16 protein-coding genes are annotated in these 15,659 nt (G+C 63.9%); 13 read left to right on the forward strand and 3 right to left on the reverse strand.

Annotated elements, in window-relative coordinates:
- The first annotated feature begins 2 nt into the window (after positions 1-2).
- The 13 genes from DFO48_RS01430 to cobT all read left to right on the forward strand — a co-directional run bounded on the left by DFO48_RS01430 (position 3) and on the right by cobT (position 11,361).
- Positions 3-584, forward strand: a complete 582-nt coding sequence (locus DFO48_RS01430; RefSeq protein ID WP_003080022.1) for a bifunctional adenosylcobinamide kinase/adenosylcobinamide-phosphate guanylyltransferase — start codon at positions 3-5, stop codon at positions 582-584.
- Entirely contained in the window at positions 581-1,492 is a 912-nt protein-coding gene (locus DFO48_RS01435; protein WP_003080019.1) for an ABC transporter substrate-binding protein, read from the forward strand. Before DFO48_RS01430 ends, DFO48_RS01435 begins: the two co-directional genes overlap by 4 nt.
- Positions 1,489-2,532, forward strand: a complete 1,044-nt coding sequence (locus DFO48_RS01440) for an iron ABC transporter permease (RefSeq protein WP_003080016.1) — start codon at positions 1,489-1,491, stop codon at positions 2,530-2,532. Before DFO48_RS01435 ends, DFO48_RS01440 begins: the two co-directional genes overlap by 4 nt.
- A complete protein-coding gene (locus DFO48_RS01445) occupies positions 2,529-3,326 on the forward strand; it encodes an ABC transporter ATP-binding protein (RefSeq protein ID WP_003080013.1) in 798 nt (265 codons plus the stop codon). The genes DFO48_RS01440 and DFO48_RS01445 overlap by 4 nt, the downstream gene beginning before the upstream one ends.
- Before the next feature lie 60 nt (positions 3,327-3,386).
- Positions 3,387-3,956: a cob(I)yrinic acid a,c-diamide adenosyltransferase gene (gene cobO / locus DFO48_RS01450; protein ID WP_003080011.1), complete on the forward strand. Its 570-nt coding sequence runs from the start codon at positions 3,387-3,389 to the stop codon at positions 3,954-3,956.
- A 36-nt stretch (positions 3,957-3,992) separates the two neighbouring features.
- Positions 3,993-4,745 carry a 5,6-dimethylbenzimidazole synthase gene (gene bluB, locus DFO48_RS01455; protein WP_003080008.1) on the forward strand — a complete coding sequence of 251 codons (753 nt, stop codon included), beginning with the start codon at positions 3,993-3,995 and terminating at the stop codon, positions 4,743-4,745.
- Positions 4,742-5,824 (forward strand): adenosylcobinamide-phosphate synthase CbiB, encoded by a 1,083-nt coding sequence (gene cbiB / locus DFO48_RS01460; protein ID WP_114862313.1) that lies wholly within the window; start codon positions 4,742-4,744, stop codon positions 5,822-5,824. Before bluB ends, cbiB begins: the two co-directional genes overlap by 4 nt.
- Positions 5,817-6,824 carry an aminotransferase class I/II-fold pyridoxal phosphate-dependent enzyme gene (locus DFO48_RS01465; protein ID WP_114862314.1) on the forward strand — a complete coding sequence of 336 codons (1,008 nt, stop codon included), beginning with the start codon at positions 5,817-5,819 and terminating at the stop codon, positions 6,822-6,824. Before cbiB ends, DFO48_RS01465 begins: the two co-directional genes overlap by 8 nt.
- Positions 6,825-6,889: 65 nt before the next feature.
- A complete protein-coding gene (locus DFO48_RS01470) occupies positions 6,890-7,675 on the forward strand; it encodes a HipA family kinase (RefSeq protein WP_114862679.1) in 786 nt (261 codons plus the stop codon).
- A complete protein-coding gene (locus DFO48_RS01475) occupies positions 7,662-8,063 on the forward strand; it encodes a DUF3037 domain-containing protein (RefSeq protein ID WP_003079996.1) in 402 nt (133 codons plus the stop codon). The genes DFO48_RS01470 and DFO48_RS01475 overlap by 14 nt, the downstream gene beginning before the upstream one ends.
- Positions 8,064-8,066: 3 nt before the next feature.
- Complete coding sequence (locus tag DFO48_RS01480; protein ID WP_114862315.1) at positions 8,067-9,521, forward strand: cobyric acid synthase; 1,455 nt, start codon at positions 8,067-8,069, stop codon at positions 9,519-9,521.
- 117 nt (positions 9,522-9,638) lie between these two features.
- Positions 9,639-10,064 (forward strand): hypothetical protein, encoded by a 426-nt coding sequence (locus tag DFO48_RS01485; protein WP_003079992.1) that lies wholly within the window; start codon positions 9,639-9,641, stop codon positions 10,062-10,064.
- 184 nt (positions 10,065-10,248) lie between these two features.
- Entirely contained in the window at positions 10,249-11,361 is a 1,113-nt protein-coding gene (cobT, locus tag DFO48_RS01490) for a nicotinate-nucleotide--dimethylbenzimidazole phosphoribosyltransferase (RefSeq protein WP_114862680.1), read from the forward strand.
- 50 nt (positions 11,362-11,411) lie between these two features.
- Here cobT and nth read toward each other — a convergent pair whose 3' ends face one another.
- From nth to DFO48_RS01505, 3 genes are all read right to left on the reverse strand, one after another.
- The gene (gene nth / locus DFO48_RS01495) at positions 11,412-12,068 is read right to left on the reverse strand and encodes an endonuclease III (RefSeq protein WP_003079988.1); all 657 of its coding nucleotides are present in this window, start codon (positions 12,066-12,068) and stop codon (positions 11,412-11,414) included.
- 88 nt (positions 12,069-12,156) lie between these two features.
- Positions 12,157-13,866: a ShlB/FhaC/HecB family hemolysin secretion/activation protein gene (locus DFO48_RS01500; RefSeq protein ID WP_199406932.1), complete on the reverse strand. Its 1,710-nt coding sequence runs from the start codon at positions 13,864-13,866 to the stop codon at positions 12,157-12,159.
- Positions 13,867-14,000: 134 nt separating this feature from the next.
- Entirely contained in the window at positions 14,001-15,530 is a 1,530-nt protein-coding gene (locus tag DFO48_RS01505) for a collagen-like triple helix repeat-containing protein (RefSeq protein ID WP_003079985.1), read from the reverse strand.
- Between the last annotated feature and the right edge of the window lie 129 nt (positions 15,531-15,659).

Below are 15,659 nucleotides of genomic sequence, written 5' to 3' on the forward strand. Positions count from 1 at the left end.
TCATGCCGCGTACCCAGCTCATACTGGGCGGGCAGAAAAGCGGCAAATCCCGTCGCGCAGAGTTGCTGGCGCGCCAGTGGCTGCAGGCGGATGCCGGGCATCAGGCTGTGCTGGTGGCTACCGGCCAGGCCTGGGACGCGGAAATGAGCGAGCGCATTGCGCGCCACCAGCGCGACCGCGCCGAGCGCGTGCCCGGCATGCTGACCATAGAGGAGCCGCGCGAGCTCGCCCAGGTGCTGGCCCGGCACAGCAGCCCGCAGCGACTGCTGGTGATTGATTGCCTGACCTTGTGGCTGACAAACTGGCTGATGCCGGTGCCGGCTGAGGATTTGAAGGGAAATCAGCCTCAATCCCATGACTGGAAAGCGCAACTAGCTCTCTTTTTGAAAGCGCTGGATGAAGCCGCCGGCCCCGTCATTCTGGTGGGCAACGAAATCGGTCTGGGCGTGATTCCCATGGGGCGCGAAGTGCGCGCCTTTGTCGATGCGCTGGGCTTGCTCAATCAGCAGGCGGCTGCGCATTGCGACAGCGTCACGCTGATGTGCGCCGGCTTGCCGCTGGCGCTGAAAGGGCCGCAGGCATGAAAGCGATCACCCAACGCCTGGCGGCCTGTATCGCAGCAGGCCTGCTGCTTGCCTGTGTCCTGCCTGCCGCGGCGCAACCCGTGCAGATATCCGATGCGCGTGGCGTCCAGGTGCAACTGGCCAAGCCGCCGCAGCGCATCGTTAGCCTGCTGCCTTCGCTGACCGAGAGCCTGTGCGCGCTGGGCGGCTGCGAGCGTCTGGTGGGCGTGGATCGCTATTCCAACTGGCCGGCCCATGTGAAGACCTTGCCCGTGGTGGGCGGCGGGCTGGATCCGAATATCGAGAGCATTGTGGCGCTCAAGCCCGATCTGGTGCTGGTCTCCATGGCTTCACGCGCCGTGGCGCGCATGGAGGCGCTGGGCCTCAAGGTGGTGGCGCTGGAGCCGCGCACCCACGAGGAAGCGCGCACCGTGATGCAGAAGCTGGGCCAGCTGCTGGCCTTGCCGCCAGCCCAGGGCGCAGACCGCGTCTGGGCCGGAATCGAAGCCGACCTGAACAAGGCCGCAGCCAGCGTGCCCGATGCCATGCGCGGTCAGCGTGTGTACTTTGAAGCCAGCCGTGGCCCCTATGCCGCCGGTGAAAAGTCCTTTATCGGCCAGACGCTGGCACGGCTGCAGCTGCGCAATGTGATCGATGCCAGGCAAGGACCGTTTCCGCGCCTGAACCCTGAATATGTGGTCAAGCTGGACCCGGACATTCTGATGGCCGGCGAGCGGTCCTGGAAAACCGGTGTGCCCGAATACCCGGGCTGGGCCCAGATGCGGGCGGTGAAGCAGGGCGCGATCTGCGCCTTCACGCCCGAGCAATCCGACATTCTGGTGCGCCCCGGCCCACGCATGGCCGAGGGCGCGCAGATCATCGTCCAGTGTCTGCAGCGTCTGGCGGCGAGGCAGGGCAAGAGCCCATGAAGGCCTGCATCTCCAGTCCTCACCGCAGGGGGCAGCGCGGGCTTGCCGCTGCCTGGCTGCTGCTGTGGCTGACGCTGGCTGCGGCTTTGCTGGCGCTGTTGGGCGCGGGTATTGGCAGCACCGGGTTCGAGAGCGTGCTTCATGCTCGGCATGACCCACTGGCCTGGCAGATCGTGATGGACATTCGCCTGCCGCGCACGGCGGCGGCCCTCCTGGCCGGAGGCCTGCTGGGGCTGGCCGGGGCGGTGGCGCAGGGCGTGTTTCGCAACCCGCTGGCTGATCCTTATTTGCTGGGCAGTGCTTCGGGCGCGTCGCTGGGAGTGGCGCTGGCCATGGCTGCCCTGGGTGTCTCACCCTTCGCTCTGGCCGGCCTGGCCCGCTGGGGCGTGACGGGCGCGGCTTTTGCCGGTGCGGTGCTGGCCGTGGTGCTGACCCTGGTGCTGGCCAAGGGCGTGCAGAACACCATGCGCCTGTTGCTGGCCGGTGTGGTTGTGGGCGTGGTGCTGGGCGCCGCCGCATCGCTGGTGCTGTTGATGAACCCCGACATCATGCAGGCCATGCAGTCCTTCATGCTGGGCAGCACGGCGTTTGCGGGCTGGAATGCCTGCGCACTCATGCTGTGGGTGCTGCTGCCTGCGCTGGTGCTGGCCTGCTGCCTGAGCCGCGTGCTCGATGGACTTGCGCTGGGCGAGGCCACGGCCCATAGCCTGGGTCTGCCTCTGGCTCCGCTGCGCCTGCTGCTGATCGTGCTGTTGGCGCTGGCCACGGGCACCGCCGTGGCTCAGACCGGTCTGATTGCTTTTGTGGGCCTGGCTGCACCTCATCTGGTGCGTTCCATGGTGCGCGCGCTGTACCGCTGGCTGCTGGCACTCAGCAGTCTGATGGGAGCGGTGCTGCTGCTGGCTGCCGACCTGCTGGCGCGCTGGCTGATCGCACCGCAGGAGCTGCCCGTGGGGGTGCTCACCGCCGTGCTGGGCGGCAGCTATCTGCTCTGGTTGATGCACAAACGTGGCGCCATGCCGTCTGGAGAGGGCGCATGAGCGGCAATACCGAGACCGGAATCGCTTTGGCGACCGAGGCCCTGAGCGTGCAGCTGGGCGAGCGCGAGGTGCTGCATCAGCTCAGTCTGCAGATTCCCAAAGGCCGCTGGACGGCCATCGTCGGCCCCAATGGCGCGGGCAAGTCCACGCTGCTGCGCGCCATGGCAGGCATGCGTGCCGCCAACCAGCGGCAAAGCGGTGCCGTGTTTTTGCAGGGCCGCAAGCTCGGCGACTGGAATGGCAGAGAGCGTGCCAAGGCACTGGCCTGGCTGGGCCAGAATCAGCCGGTGGCGGCCGATATGGCCGTCTATGACCTGGTCATGCTGGGGCGCTTGCCCCACCAGGGCTGGCTGGCTCCGGCCTCAAGCGCCGACCGGCAGGCAGTGGAGCAGGCGCTGCGCCAGACCCATGCCTGGGACTGGCGCCAGCGCAGCATAGGCCAGTTGTCGGGTGGTGAACGCCAGCGCGTTCTGCTGGCGCGGGCCCTGGCCGTGCAGGCACGGACCCTGCTGATGGATGAGCCGCTGGCCAATCTTGACCCGCCCCACCAGACCGACTGGATGCTGACGGCCCGCAGTCTGGTGCAGCAAGGCGTGACCCTGGTCAGCGTGCTGCACGAGCTGTCCTTTGCCCTGCTGGCCGATGAAATGATCGTCATGCAGGCCGGCCGTATCACCCACCAGGGCGCCTGCGGCGATCCCGCGACCCATGCCGCGCTGGAGGCCGTGTTTGACCGGCGCATACAGGTGCGCGAACTCGACGGCCTGTGGCTGGCCCTGCCGCGCTTGAGCTGAGCTCGACCGTAATTCTTGAATTTTTGCCCTTAAGCCCTTGATAGACAAGCGAGAGTAGCTATGAATATTGAAACGCCTCCCACCGAGAAGCCTTACGAAAAGCCCGAGGGCGAGCGCCGCGGCCTGATCATCGTCAACACCGGCAATGGCAAGGGCAAGAGCACGGCCGCCTTTGGTCTGGCCTTTCGCGCCACGGGCCGGGGCAAGGCCGTCAAGGTCTATCAGTTCATGAAGGTGCCCACGGCCCGCTTTGGCGAGCATCGCCTGGCCGAGCAGGTCGGTCTGCCCATCGAAGGGCTGGGCGATGGCTTCAGCTGGAAGAGCAAGGACCTCGATCACTCCGCCCAGCTGGCGCGTGACGGCTGGGAAAAGGCCAAGGCCGATATTCTTTCGGGCGAGCTGTTTCTGGTCGTGCTCGACGAGATCACCTATCCGCTGATCTATGGCTGGCTGCCGCTGCAGGAGGTGCTGGACACGCTCAAGGCGCGCCCCAAGGATGTGCATGTCTGCCTGACGGGTCGCCGCTGCCCGCAGGAGATCATCGACATTGCCGACACCGTGACCGAGATGACGCTGATCAAACATGCCTTCCAGGCGGGTATTCCCGCTCAAAGAGGTATCGAAGACTGATGGCTTTTGCCATGTCTGTGGCGCGACAATAGTTCCATGACCGAATCCAAGACCAGCTCCTTCGCGACGATTGCCGCAACGCCTTTCACCGAGGCCGAGCGGGCTGCCGTCTACCGTGCCATCTATGAGCGCCGCGACATGCGCCATTTTGCGGGCGGGAAGGTGGCCGACGAGGTCCTGCTGCGCCTGTTGCGCGCTGCGCATCACGCGCCCAGCGTGGGGTTCATGCAGCCCTGGCGCTTTATTCGGGTCAGGAGCGCCGAGCTGCGCCGGCAGATCCACGGCCTGATCGAGGAGGAGCGCGTGCGCACCGCCCATGCCCTGGGGGAACGTGAAGAGGACTTCATGAAGCTCAAGGTTCAGGGCGTGCTCGATGCGGCCGAGGTGCTGGTAGTGGCCATGCCGCCGGGACGCGAGGCACATATCTTCGGTCGCCGCACCCTGCCCGAGATGGACATCGCCAGCAGCGCCTGTGCCATCCAGAACCTCTGGCTGGCCGCGCGCGCCGAAGGTTTGGGCATGGGCTGGGTTTCGATTTTCGATCCGCTGGCGCTGGCCAGATTGCTGCAGATGCCTGAAGGCGCCCACCCGCTGGGCGTGCTCTGCCTGGGCCCTGTCGATGCCTACTATGCCGAGCCCATGCTGCAGCAGGAGAAATGGGCCTGCCGGGCACCTCTGGAAGACATGCTGATGGACGATGTCTGGGACGACTCGCGTGTAGTGGCTGCGGCCACCAGGGGCAAGCCGGGCGGCGATGCATGCTCTGCGAAGGGCAAGCCAGACGCATGACGAGTTTTGGCTGGACTGAGCTGATCGGTCTTTCTCTCAGTCCGCTGGCATGGCTCTATCAGACATTCACAGCCAGTGATCTGGCGGCGCTCAACTGGGCTGCCAATGTGCAGGCGGGCCTGCTGGCCGTGCTGGTGGCCCTGCTGCTGGACCGGCTTTGGGGCGAGCCGCCGGTGTGGCTGCACCCGGTGGTGCTGATGGGCAAATTGCTGGGCTGGTCGGGGCAGGTACTTGCACCGCGTGCCGAAGTGCAGAGTGACTATCTGCGTTTCTGCCTGGCAGCGCTTGTCTGGTGTGCGCTGGCAGCTCTGTTTTTCATGGTTTATGGGCTGGCTCAGTTCATGCTGGGTTTTGCCCCCTGGTGGCTCTGGGGACTGGTGATGGGGGTGTTGCTCAAGCCGCTGTTGTCCTGGCGCATGCTCAAGGATGAGGTGCTGGCCGTGGAGGCCGCACTGCAGCAATCGCTGCCCGCCGGGCGGGAGCGCCTGAGCTGGCTGGTGAGCCGCGACACGGCACAGCTGGACGCGGCCACCGTGCGTGAAAGCGCCATCGAGACGCTGGCCGAGAACCTCAGCGACTCCGTGATTGCCCCGCTGTTCTGGTTTGCCGTGGCCGGTTTGCCCGGGGCAGCCGTCTATCGTTTTGCCAATACGGCCGATGCCATGTGGGGCTACCCCGGCTGGCGAGGCCAGGGCGACCGCCGCCGCCACTGGCAATGGGCGGGCAAATGGGCGGCCCGCGCCGACGATGTGCTGAACTGGATTCCGGCGCGCATCACCGCAATGTGGCTGGCGCTGCTGGCCGGCGGCCTGTCCTGGGCCGGCTTGAGGCGCGATGCAGCCGTGACACCATCGCCCAATGGTGGCTGGCCCATGGGCGCCATGGCGCAGGCATTGGGGGTTCAGCTTTCCAAACCCGGCGTCTATCGGCTCAACCCGCAGGGGCGTGCACCGCAGGCGGCTGATCTGGAGATGTCTGTAAGATTTGCATCAAAAGTGATCGCAGCGCATGTCCTGCTTGCGTTAGCAGCTATGATTTTGGTGGTTGTGTGGAGAGGAAGGCTGCTTGCCAATGTTTGATGTGAATGCGGCAGCCATGCATGGCGGTACCGATGCGCAGGGCGTTCCAGCGCATGATTTTTCGACCAATCGCAATGCCTGCGGGCCTTGTCCCATGGCCGTGAAGGCGCTGCAGGCCGCCCATGTCGCGCAGTACCCCGATCCGCAATACAGGGCATTGCGCGCGCAGCTGGCGGCTTTTCATGGCGTGGCGGTAGAGCGCATCCTGATCGGCGGCAGCAGCAGCGAGCTGATTCATCGCCTCACGCTGCACGCTGTGCGCAGTGGTGCCAAAAGCGTGCAGTTTCCCCAGCATCACTATGGCGACTATCTGCAGGCCGCGCGAGTGTGGAGGCTGGCGTTGTGCCGCCGCACAGAAGCGGCCGTGGCGCCGGTGCTCAGCTGGGCCTGCGAGCCGTCAAGCCCGCTGGGGGCGGAGGAAGACGTCTGGCCTGCCTGGCAGCAGCCGCCGGCGCAGAAGGAATGGCGCGTGCTGGACTGCGCCTATCTTCCGCTATGGCTGGAGGACCAGCCACCCGAGCGCAATCTCGACGCCGTCTGGCAGCTGTGGACACCCAACAAGGCCCTGGGCATGACGGGTGTGCGCGCTGCCTATGCGATTGCTCCCCTGCATGCCACAGCCGCTGAGCTGCAGGCGCTGAACGCGCTGGCGGCATCCTGGGTGGTTGGCTCGCATGGCGTGGCCATGCTGCAGGCCTGGGTGACGGACGAGGTGCAGCAATGGCTGGCGCACAGCCTGATGACCTTGCGCCGCTGGAAAGCGCAGCAGCTGGCGCTGTGCGAGAGACTGGGCTGGCAGGTTGTTCCTGGTCATCGGGCCAATTACTTTGTCGCAAGTCTGCCGCTGGCGGAGCTTGCCGCGCCTCTGGCCGGCCTGCGTGCCCAGGGCATCAAGCTGCGCGACTGTGCAAGCTTTGGCCTGAGCGGTCATGTGCGGCTGGGTGTGCTGCCGCCCGTGTCGCAGGCTGCGCTGGAGCAGGCCTGGAAAAGCATTCAATGACCTTGCCGATCAGACCTGATGGGCGCAAGGCGCTACTATTTCCCATGGACACTGAAACCTTGAAGCTGCGCTCGGTGCTGGTGGAGCGCTATGTCACGCCACTGCGTGAAGGCGGCTCCATGCCGGCAATTGTCGAGACCGACGATTTGGGCACCTATGTGCTCAAGTTCCGGGGCGCCGGGCAGGGCGTGCGTGCACTGATGGCCGAGATCATCTCTGGCGGCATGGCACGTGCGCTGGGCCTGCCGGTGCCCGAAATCGTGCTGCTGCATTTGAACGGCGATCTGTCCCGCACCGAGTCCGACCCCGAGATTCAGGACCTGATTCGCGCCAGTGACGGTCTGAACGTGGGGCTGGACTATCTGCCGGGCTCCATCAACTTTGATCCGGCAGTGGACGCGGTGGACGACGACTTTGCCTCGCGCCTCGTGTGGTTCGACACTCTGGTCAGCAATGTGGACCGCACGGCGCGTAACACCAATATGCTGATGTACCAGAAGCAGCCCTGGCTGATCGATCATGGCGCGAGTCTGACGTTTCACCATGCCTGGAACGGAATGGTTGCCGATCCGGCCAAGCCGTTTGCGCCCAGTGCCGAACATGTGCTGCTGCCGCAGGCCAGCCAGCTGGCGCAGCTGGATGCGCAACTGGCCGCAAGGCTTGGGCCCGAAGTGCTCAAGAGCATTCTGGACGAGGTACCAGACTGCTTTCTGGAGCAGGCCGCTGCCGACAAAGAAGGCGATCTGCTCAAGAATGTGCAGGCCCATCGCGAGGCCTACATCAATTATTTCGTGGCCCGGCTTGCCGAGCGTGGCCGCTGGTTGCAAGGAGTGATCGATGCACGCGCATGAGGTCTACGACTACGCCATCGTGCGCGTGGTGCCGCGCGTGGAGCGTGAGGAATTTGTGAATGCAGGCGTGATCCTGTCGTGCCAGCGCACCGGCCATCTGCAGGCTGCCGTGGCCCTTGATGAAAAGCGTCTGCTGGCGCTGGACCCGAATGTGGATCTGGAGGCCGTGCACCGTCATCTGGGCTCCATCGTGGCCATCTGCGAAGGCCGGGTCGATGGCGGGCCGATTGCGCAGTTGCCTATGCGGGCGCGCTACCACTGGCTCACCGCCAAGCGCAGCAGCATCATCCAGACCTCGCCTTCGCATATGGGCATGTGCACCCATCCCGGCGAGGCGCTGGCCCGAATCCTGCAGCGTGTGGTGCTGCCGATCCCAACCGAGATTTAAGACATGACAGCACGTTGCATCATGGTGCTGGGCACCAGCAGTGGCGCGGGAAAAAGCTGGGTGGCCACGGCACTGTGTGCCTACTACCGCAGCCAGGGCCTGAAGGTTGCACCGTTCAAGGCGCAGAACATGAGCAACAACGCGCGCGTCGTTGCCACGCCCGAGGGCCGCTGGGGCGAGATCGGCACGGCCCAGTATCTGCAGGCGCTGGCTGCGGGGGCGGTTCCCGATGTGCGCATGAACCCGCTGTTGCTCAAGCCCGAGGCCGACACGCGCAGTCAGGTCGTGCTGTTCGGTCAGGTCAATGACGAGCTGAGCGCCATGCCCTGGCGAGGTCGCAGCCTCAAGGTCTGGCCGCAGATCGCGCAGGCGCTGGACGAGCTGCGTGCCGAAAACGATGTGGTGGTGATCGAAGGCGCAGGCTCGCCGGCCGAAATCAATCTGCATGCCAGCGATGTGGTCAATATGCGCGTGGCCAAACATTGCAACGCGCATTGCCTGCTGGTCTCGGACATAGACCGTGGCGGCGCCTTTGCCCATCTCTACGGAACCTGGGCATTGCTTCCCGAGGATGAGCAAAAGCTCATCAAGGGCTTTGTGCTCAACAAGTTCCGGGGCGACGCGGCACTGCTGGCGCCGGCGCCTCAGATGCTGGAAGAGAAGACGGGGGTGCCCACGGTGGCCTGCATTCCCATGCAGTTCCAGCACGGTCTGCCCGAAGAGGATGGCGTGTTTGATGATCGCGGCAGCACGGGAGCCGGGCGGGCCGTTCACACCACGATTGCCATCATCGCCTATCCGCGCATCAGCAATCTCGATGAATTTCAGCCCTTGCTGCAAGTGCCGGGCGTGCGCGTGGTCTGGGCTCGCTCTCCCGCGCAACTTGCCGAGGCGGACTGGGTCATTCTGCCAGGCAGCAAGGCCACGGCTGCTGACTTGGCCTGGATGCGCGCGCAAGGGCTGGATGCAGCCGTTGTCGCTCATGCCGAACTCGGCAAGCGCGTGCTGGGCATTTGCGGCGGCTTGCAGATGCTGGGCGAGGCGCTGATCGATCTGCATGGCGTGGACGGCAATGCTGCAGGCCTGGGACTGCTGCCGCTGGCGACATTGTTTGCACAGGACAAGACCGTGCAACCAACGACCTTGAAACTGCCAGCGTTGCAGGCTCCATGGAATGCCTTGAGTGACGTGCCGACGCGTGGCTACGAGATCCACCACGGCCAGACCCAGCTGCGTGCCGACATGCAGATGGCCAGCATGCGACCGGCTCAGGAACTGTTGCCCGGCATGCTATGGCAGGGAGGCAACAGTGCTGTCATCGGTACCTATCTGCACGGCCTGTTTGAAAACGCCGAGGTAATTCATGCGCTGTTCGGCCACGATGCGCCCAGTCTGGAGCAGGTGTTTGAGCGGCTGGTGCAGGGCGTGGGGCAATGGTTTGAGCCGTGCGCGCTGTGAGCGCCCGCAGCAGTTGTAGGACTGATCCTGCGGGCTCAAAGCCGCTGAACCGATAAGCCCTGCCTGAGAGTGCGTGCAAGCTGACCGGGCTATTCACTTTTTGGAATGGAGTTGCGTATGGCTTTTTTCAAGGTTCAGACTCTTCAACTGGCTTTGGGTGCCGCGGTTTTGTCACTGGCAGGCATGGCCAGCGCACAGGTGGATGCAGCCAAGCCAGCGGCTGAGGCAGCTGCGATGGATGCGGCCAAGCCTGCGATGAAAAAGCATCACCGCCATCATCACAAGGGCCAGCGTCCCATGCGCGAGAACAATTCGTCTTCTCGCGAGGCGATGGCGGCCAGTGCCGAAGCCAAGAAGGGCAAGCTCGATGACGGCCAAGGCCTCAGCCAGTACGAGCGCAATGCCTATGCCCGCTGCGGCGTGTTCAAGACCGAAATCGACCAGCAGGCCTGTATGGCGCGTGTCAAGGACGGCGCTGTCAGCGGCTCGGTCAAGGATGGCGGCATCTTGCGCGAAATCACGGTTGAGGAAGTCATTCGCTGAGGCTTTTGCAGCGTCTTCAGTCAAGGCCCTTAGGGGCCTTTTTTCATACAGCTCCTGGGCAATCGGTGAACTTGGCGTTGCAGTGCCAATGAAAGCGCGATACTTGCAAGATCGCAAAAACGTGCCTTCTGCATCCCGGTGGTGGATGGCACCCAGGCCTGATGCACCGGGAATGACTGCACGCATGAGTTCCGCTTCCTTTTCCGAATTCCCACCGTCCACCATCTGGTCCTGCCCGCAGGTGCAGGACATCCATGATGCGGCGCTGCAAGCCCGGGTTCAGCATCGCCTGGATTTCAAGACCAAGCCCCAGGGATCGTTGGGCGTGCTGGAACAACTGGCATTGCGCATTGCCGGCATCGTGGGTTGCGAAACTCCCAATCTGTATGCACCGCAGATGGTAGTGTTTGCTGCGGACCACGGACTGGCCGCTCAAGGTGTGTCGGCCTATCCGGTCGACGTGACCTGGCAGATGGTGGAGAACTTCCTTGCTGGCGGCGCCGCTGTGAGTGTGCTGTCTCTGCAGAACGGGATTGATCTGAACGTGGTCGACTGCGGCGTGGCCCGCGACTTTGAGGTGCGCGAGCAGGATCCTGCGCACAAGCTTCCCAAGGCCCATGAGCCGCGCCTGTGGCGGCGCAAGGTGGCTTATGGTACGGCGGACTGCAGCCAGGGCCCGGCCATGAGCGAAGCCCAATGCGCGATGGCGCTGCGCAATGGCTCAGAATTGGTCAAGAAACTGCCGGGCAATGCACTGTTGCTGGGCGAGATGGGCATAGGCAATACATCCAGCGCTTCATTGCTGCTGGCGCGTCTGTGCGGCGAGCCGGTCGAGGAAGTGACCGGAGTGGGCACGGGCCTTAGCAGCGAAGGCCTGGCACGAAAGATCGCCGTGCTCAGGCGGGTGCTGGATTTTCATGCCGGCGTGCAAGAGCCACTGGCCGTGCTGGCTGCCATGGGCGGGCTGGAGATCGCCACCATGACGGGAGCCGTGCTGCAGTCCGCGGCCGAACGCCGCCTGATCGTGGTGGACGGCTTTATCACCACAGCCGCCGTGCTGGTGGCCAGCCGCCTGCAGCCCCATGTGCTGCAGCGTTGCGTGTATGCACACCGATCGGGTGAGCCGGGTCATGCCCGTATGTTGGCCCACCTGCAGGCCCAGCCCATGCTGGATTGGCAATTGCGCCTGGGCGAAGGCTCTGGCGCGGCGCTGGCCTGGCCGCTGCTGCGCTCGGCAAGCACCATGCTCAACAATATGGCCAGCTTTGAATCGGCTGGCGTCAGCGGCAAGAGTTGATGCAAAAAATATAGCTGAAAGCTTTTTGTGGATGTGCAGTTAAGGCGTTTCTAGCTCTTTTTTCCTGTTGCCGGTGCCAGGGTTTTTGGCGTGAAATCGCAGTATTTCGAAGCCACGCATTCCCAGCAGCGGGGCTTGCGTGCCTGGCAGACATAGCGGCCCAGCAGGATCAGCCAGTGATGGGAGTCCACCGCGTATTCATCGGGTACGCGCTTGAGCAGCTGCTTCTCGACTTCCAGCGGATTCTTGCCGGGGGCCAGCCCCGTGCGGTTGCCGACACGGAAGATGTGCGTGTCCACGGCCATGGTGGGCTGGCCGAAAGCCACGTTGAGCACCACATTGGCGGTCTTGCGGCCCACACCGGGAAGGGCCTCCAGCTCTTCGCGGGTTCGGGGTACCGTGCCTCCATGCAGCTGAACCAGCATGCGGCAGGTTTCCATCAGATGCTTGGCCTTGCTGCGGTACAGGCCTATGGTCTTGATGTAGCTCTCCAGCCCATCAAGCCCCAGATCCAGAATGGCCTGCGGAGTGTTGGCAGCAGGAAAAAGCCTGCGCGTGGCTTTGTTCACCCCTACGTCGGTGGCCTGGGCAGACAGCAGCACGGCGGTCAGCAGCTCGAACACCGTGGTGTATTCCAGCTCGGTTTGTGGCGTGGGATTGGCGGCCTTGAGCGCAGCAAAAAACGGCGCTATATCGTTTTTCTTCATGGGCGATATTGTGGCTTGTCGTTCAGGGGCGGAACAAAGAAAAAGCCGCTGGGGTACACAGCGGCTCGGCGGGCGGAACCGCAGCAAGTCAGGGATCCAGGTTGTAGCTCAACACAAGGCTGTAGCGCAGTTCCCGATCGGGGTTGTTGACAGAGCGATCGCCCAGCGGTTTGCTCATGGCAAGGTCCAGTGCGTAATGGCGGCTGTCGGACAGGCGCAGCCCCAGACTGGCAGAGCGCAGTGTATTGCCGCTGACGCCGCTGGTTTGCTGATGCGTGCGTGCCCACTCATAGAGCAGATAGGGTTCGGCCGACTTGATCCAGGCCTGGTTGATGAGGAACTGGTAGTTGAGCTCGGCACTGGCGCCCATGCCGGAATCGCCAGAAAACTCGCCAGCCTGATAGCCACGGCCGAAGCGGGTGGAGCCAAAGGAGATTTTCTCCGGGACGGGAAGAATGTCGGCACTGTATTGCCCGCCAACGGCAAAAGCGGCACCCATCTTGTTGGCGAAGCGATGGCGCTGTGCATAGTCGGCGGTAATGCGCGTGAAGTCCAGCTTGGCCGGGTTTTCAAACTTTTGCTGCAAGCCCTGCCGATAGTAGAGGTCCAGGTTTTTGTAGGCCCCCAGGCTGTCCAGACCGTGGGCCAGCAGGACCGAAGCCGAACGGGTAGTGGTCTTGCCAAAGGACGCCCAGGCCATTTGCGCATAGAGCGTGCGAACCTTTTCCTCACGCAGCAGGGAGGCCTGGCTATCGGCCAGTTCACGGCTGTAATTGATGGCATACAGACCCGCCGTGGTGCTGAGCTGGGTGGTATTGCTCAAGATCCACGGGTGGCTGATATTGAAGTCCAGCTTGCGCTGCTGTGTCAGGTCATCAATGCCTGGAATGCGCGTTGCCGGCGGGTTGAAGCTGCGGTAGTCGGAATAGCTGACACGTGCTTGCGTGCCCTCGGGTGTCAGTTGCTGAGTGAAGCCGATGCTGCCGAAACGCTCCTTGTCGGGGTTTTGCAACATCGCCGAAGCCTGAAGCTGGCTGCCTGCCCACAAGGGGTCATTCAGGGTGAGGGAAGCAATGATGCGCGGCGTGGGCTTGCGCGCCTCGCCCCCGACGGTGACGGCAATGGGTTTGTGCTTGGATTTGATGACCAGGGGCACCGCACCATCGGTGGTGGTCGGCAGATTGGCAGATGCCGTGATCTGCACTCCGGGAAGGCGTGCCATCAGCTGGGTCTGGTGCTGAAAGGTCTTGGTGGTCAAAGGCCTCTCATTGAGCAGCGGCTGGGCAATTTCGCGTATCTGATCCTCGGAGCGGCCGAAATTGCCTTCCAGATTCAGGCTCTGCACATAGCCTTCGACCACGATGACCTGCACCGCGCCGTTGGCAAAGTCTTGCGGCGGCAAGTAGGCAAAAGACAGAGCGTAACCATGGCGTTGATACAACTCGCTGACCTTCTGGGTCGCGGCATTGAGTTCACCGACCGTATGCGTGCCATTGATGAAGGGGGTGAAAAGCGCGCTGACCTCTTCGAAAGGAATCGCCGTGCTTCCCTGCACATTGACGCCACGTACCGCGACGCGGAGGTTGACGAGATCCTGGGGACTTGGCGGGGGCTTGTCTATCTGCACCGGAACCTGCCTGGGCTGCTGTTGCAGATTCCTTGCCGATTCGGGCGTTTGGGGCAGGCTGTTGAGCGGATTGCCGCCCTGCTGTGACCAGGCCAGAGGAGCCCAGGCCACAAGTGCCAACGCCTGAATCCTGGAGCCGATGCGGCCCTGTGGTTTTGCTTTTGACTGCAAAAGTCCCTCCTGTTCTATTTTTATGACTCTCATTGTTCCTTACATCCCCAGAACTGGGTATGGGGCTGTCGTAAAAAAGCCCGCCTCAAGGCGGGCCAGGCTCAAGCGGCGCACGCAGGCCACCGCCGTTGTCCTTATTTGCTGGTGGCTACCGCTCCACCGCCCAGGCCGAGCGCCAGATTGCCGCCCAGCAGTCCACCCAGCAGGCCACCCGAGGTGCTTGCACCACCTGCTGCTCCTGCGCCTGCAGCGACATTGGTCACGCCGCCAAGTACACCGCCCACGAGGCCTGTGACTGCGCCAACGGTGTTGCCGACCAGGCCCGTCACCGCAGTGCCTGCACTGCCGGTGCCTCCTGCCGGAGCGCCTGCCGATCCTGTGACACCACCGACAAGCCCTGTGACGCCGCCCAGCACGCCTCCGACCAGATTGCCTGCTCCAGCGACAGGGCCACCGGCATTGCCGCCACCGCTTGCTCCACCGGTCACGCCACCGACCAGGCCTGTGACGCCGCCCAGCACGCCGCCGACAATATTGCCTGCTCCACCAGCAGAGCCGCCTGCACCGCCCGTGACATTGCCAAGTACGCCACCTAGCAGGCCGCCGCTAGGTGTGCCGGGACCAGTCGCCACACCACCCAGGCCGGCCACGGTCTGGCCGACACCCGAGACCACGCCGCCCAGCGGAGCAACAACCGGAACTCCGGTGCTGGTGACGGAAGCTCCCACATGATTGACTACGCCGCCCACGGTGCCCAGCAAGCTGTTAACCGGCTGGCCCAGGCCCGTGGTCTGAACCAGATTCTGGGTGGTGCCCAGGACGGTGCTCAACACCGGCGTGGCGACCTGGCTGACCTGAGTCGTCAGACCCGAGACCAGCGGGTTGCTGGTAAGCTTTGCCACCGTGCCTTCGACGCCGGAAACGGTGGTGCCAAGGATTTGCACCGTGCCGCCCGCCAAGCCTGCCACATCACCGACCACGCCAAGCTGAGGAGTGTCCAGCGCACTGACCGTCTTGCCTGCCGAAGTGACTGCCGCGCCCAGATAGCCGACGGCGGGAGCCACGCCTTGCAAGGTGGTGCCGATGGGGTCGGCCGTCTTGCCGATCTGGCCCAGACCTGCACTGACGCCGCTACCCACGCTGTTGACGGCATTGTTCACATTGCCAAGAATGCCGCCGGCCGGCTGGGCCACACCGCTCAGAGGCGTGCCGCTGGTAGCCGTGCCCAGGGTGGAAGTCACGATGTTGTTGACGTCGCTGATGACGCCGCTTGTCCCGGAAAGCGTTCCAGTGACATCCGCCACGGTGTCGCGCACCGGAGTGAGCGGAGTGCTTGCCACAGGCGGATTGCCCGTGCCGCCATCACCGCCGCCGGTGTTGCCACCACCGGTGCCGCCGCCAGTGCCACCGCCGGTGCCACCAGTGCCGCCTCCGGTACCGCCAGTACCGCCACCAGTACCGCCGCCGGTTCCTCCACCGGTGCCGCCTCCGGCGACAACGTCTCCGCCGCCGGTGCCGCCGAGGTCGCTGCGCAAAGAGCCGCTCGAGCCGCAGGCTGCCAGGCTGGCAACCAGAGCCACAGCACACAGGGTGCGCAAGCTCGACGGGGTCTTGCCGTTAATCGCGGCAGACAAGGCCTTGCTGGTAAAAGTGGTAGTACGCATAAATCCTCCATCCCAAAAACAAGTGAAAAAATTCGTCAAGTACGCGGTCCGAGAATCGGTAGGCGTATGTTCTTGTCAGAGAGGCTGCACTGTCCAATTCAAAGTTTGAGACACGAAGTTATGCGCAAT

The sequence above is a fragment of the Comamonas sp. AG1104 genome (genome assembly GCF_003350425.1).
GTDB classification, from domain to species: domain Bacteria; phylum Pseudomonadota; class Gammaproteobacteria; order Burkholderiales; family Burkholderiaceae_C; genus Comamonas; species Comamonas testosteroni.

Coding starts and splice junctions, on each gene's coding strand:
- DFO48_RS01505 (WP_003079985.1), bottom strand. CDS start 15,530: ATGCGTACTACCACTTTTACCAGCAAGGCCTTGTCTGCCGCGATTAAC.
- DFO48_RS01440 (WP_003080016.1), top strand. CDS start 1,489: ATGAAGGCCTGCATCTCCAGTCCTCACCGCAGGGGGCAGCGCGGGCTT.
- cobT (WP_114862680.1), top strand. CDS start 10,249: ATGAGTTCCGCTTCCTTTTCCGAATTCCCACCGTCCACCATCTGGTCC.
- nth (WP_003079988.1), bottom strand. CDS start 12,068: ATGAAGAAAAACGATATAGCGCCGTTTTTTGCTGCGCTCAAGGCCGCC.
- DFO48_RS01475 (WP_003079996.1), top strand. CDS start 7,662: ATGCACGCGCATGAGGTCTACGACTACGCCATCGTGCGCGTGGTGCCG.
- DFO48_RS01430 (WP_003080022.1), top strand. CDS start 3: ATGCCGCGTACCCAGCTCATACTGGGCGGGCAGAAAAGCGGCAAATCC.
- cbiB (WP_114862313.1), top strand. CDS start 4,742: ATGACGAGTTTTGGCTGGACTGAGCTGATCGGTCTTTCTCTCAGTCCG.
- bluB (WP_003080008.1), top strand. CDS start 3,993: ATGACCGAATCCAAGACCAGCTCCTTCGCGACGATTGCCGCAACGCCT.
- DFO48_RS01465 (WP_114862314.1), top strand. CDS start 5,817: ATGTTTGATGTGAATGCGGCAGCCATGCATGGCGGTACCGATGCGCAG.
- DFO48_RS01435 (WP_003080019.1), top strand. CDS start 581: ATGAAAGCGATCACCCAACGCCTGGCGGCCTGTATCGCAGCAGGCCTG.
- DFO48_RS01445 (WP_003080013.1), top strand. CDS start 2,529: ATGAGCGGCAATACCGAGACCGGAATCGCTTTGGCGACCGAGGCCCTG.
- cobO (WP_003080011.1), top strand. CDS start 3,387: ATGAATATTGAAACGCCTCCCACCGAGAAGCCTTACGAAAAGCCCGAG.
- DFO48_RS01485 (WP_003079992.1), top strand. CDS start 9,639: ATGGCTTTTTTCAAGGTTCAGACTCTTCAACTGGCTTTGGGTGCCGCG.
- DFO48_RS01480 (WP_114862315.1), top strand. CDS start 8,067: ATGACAGCACGTTGCATCATGGTGCTGGGCACCAGCAGTGGCGCGGGA.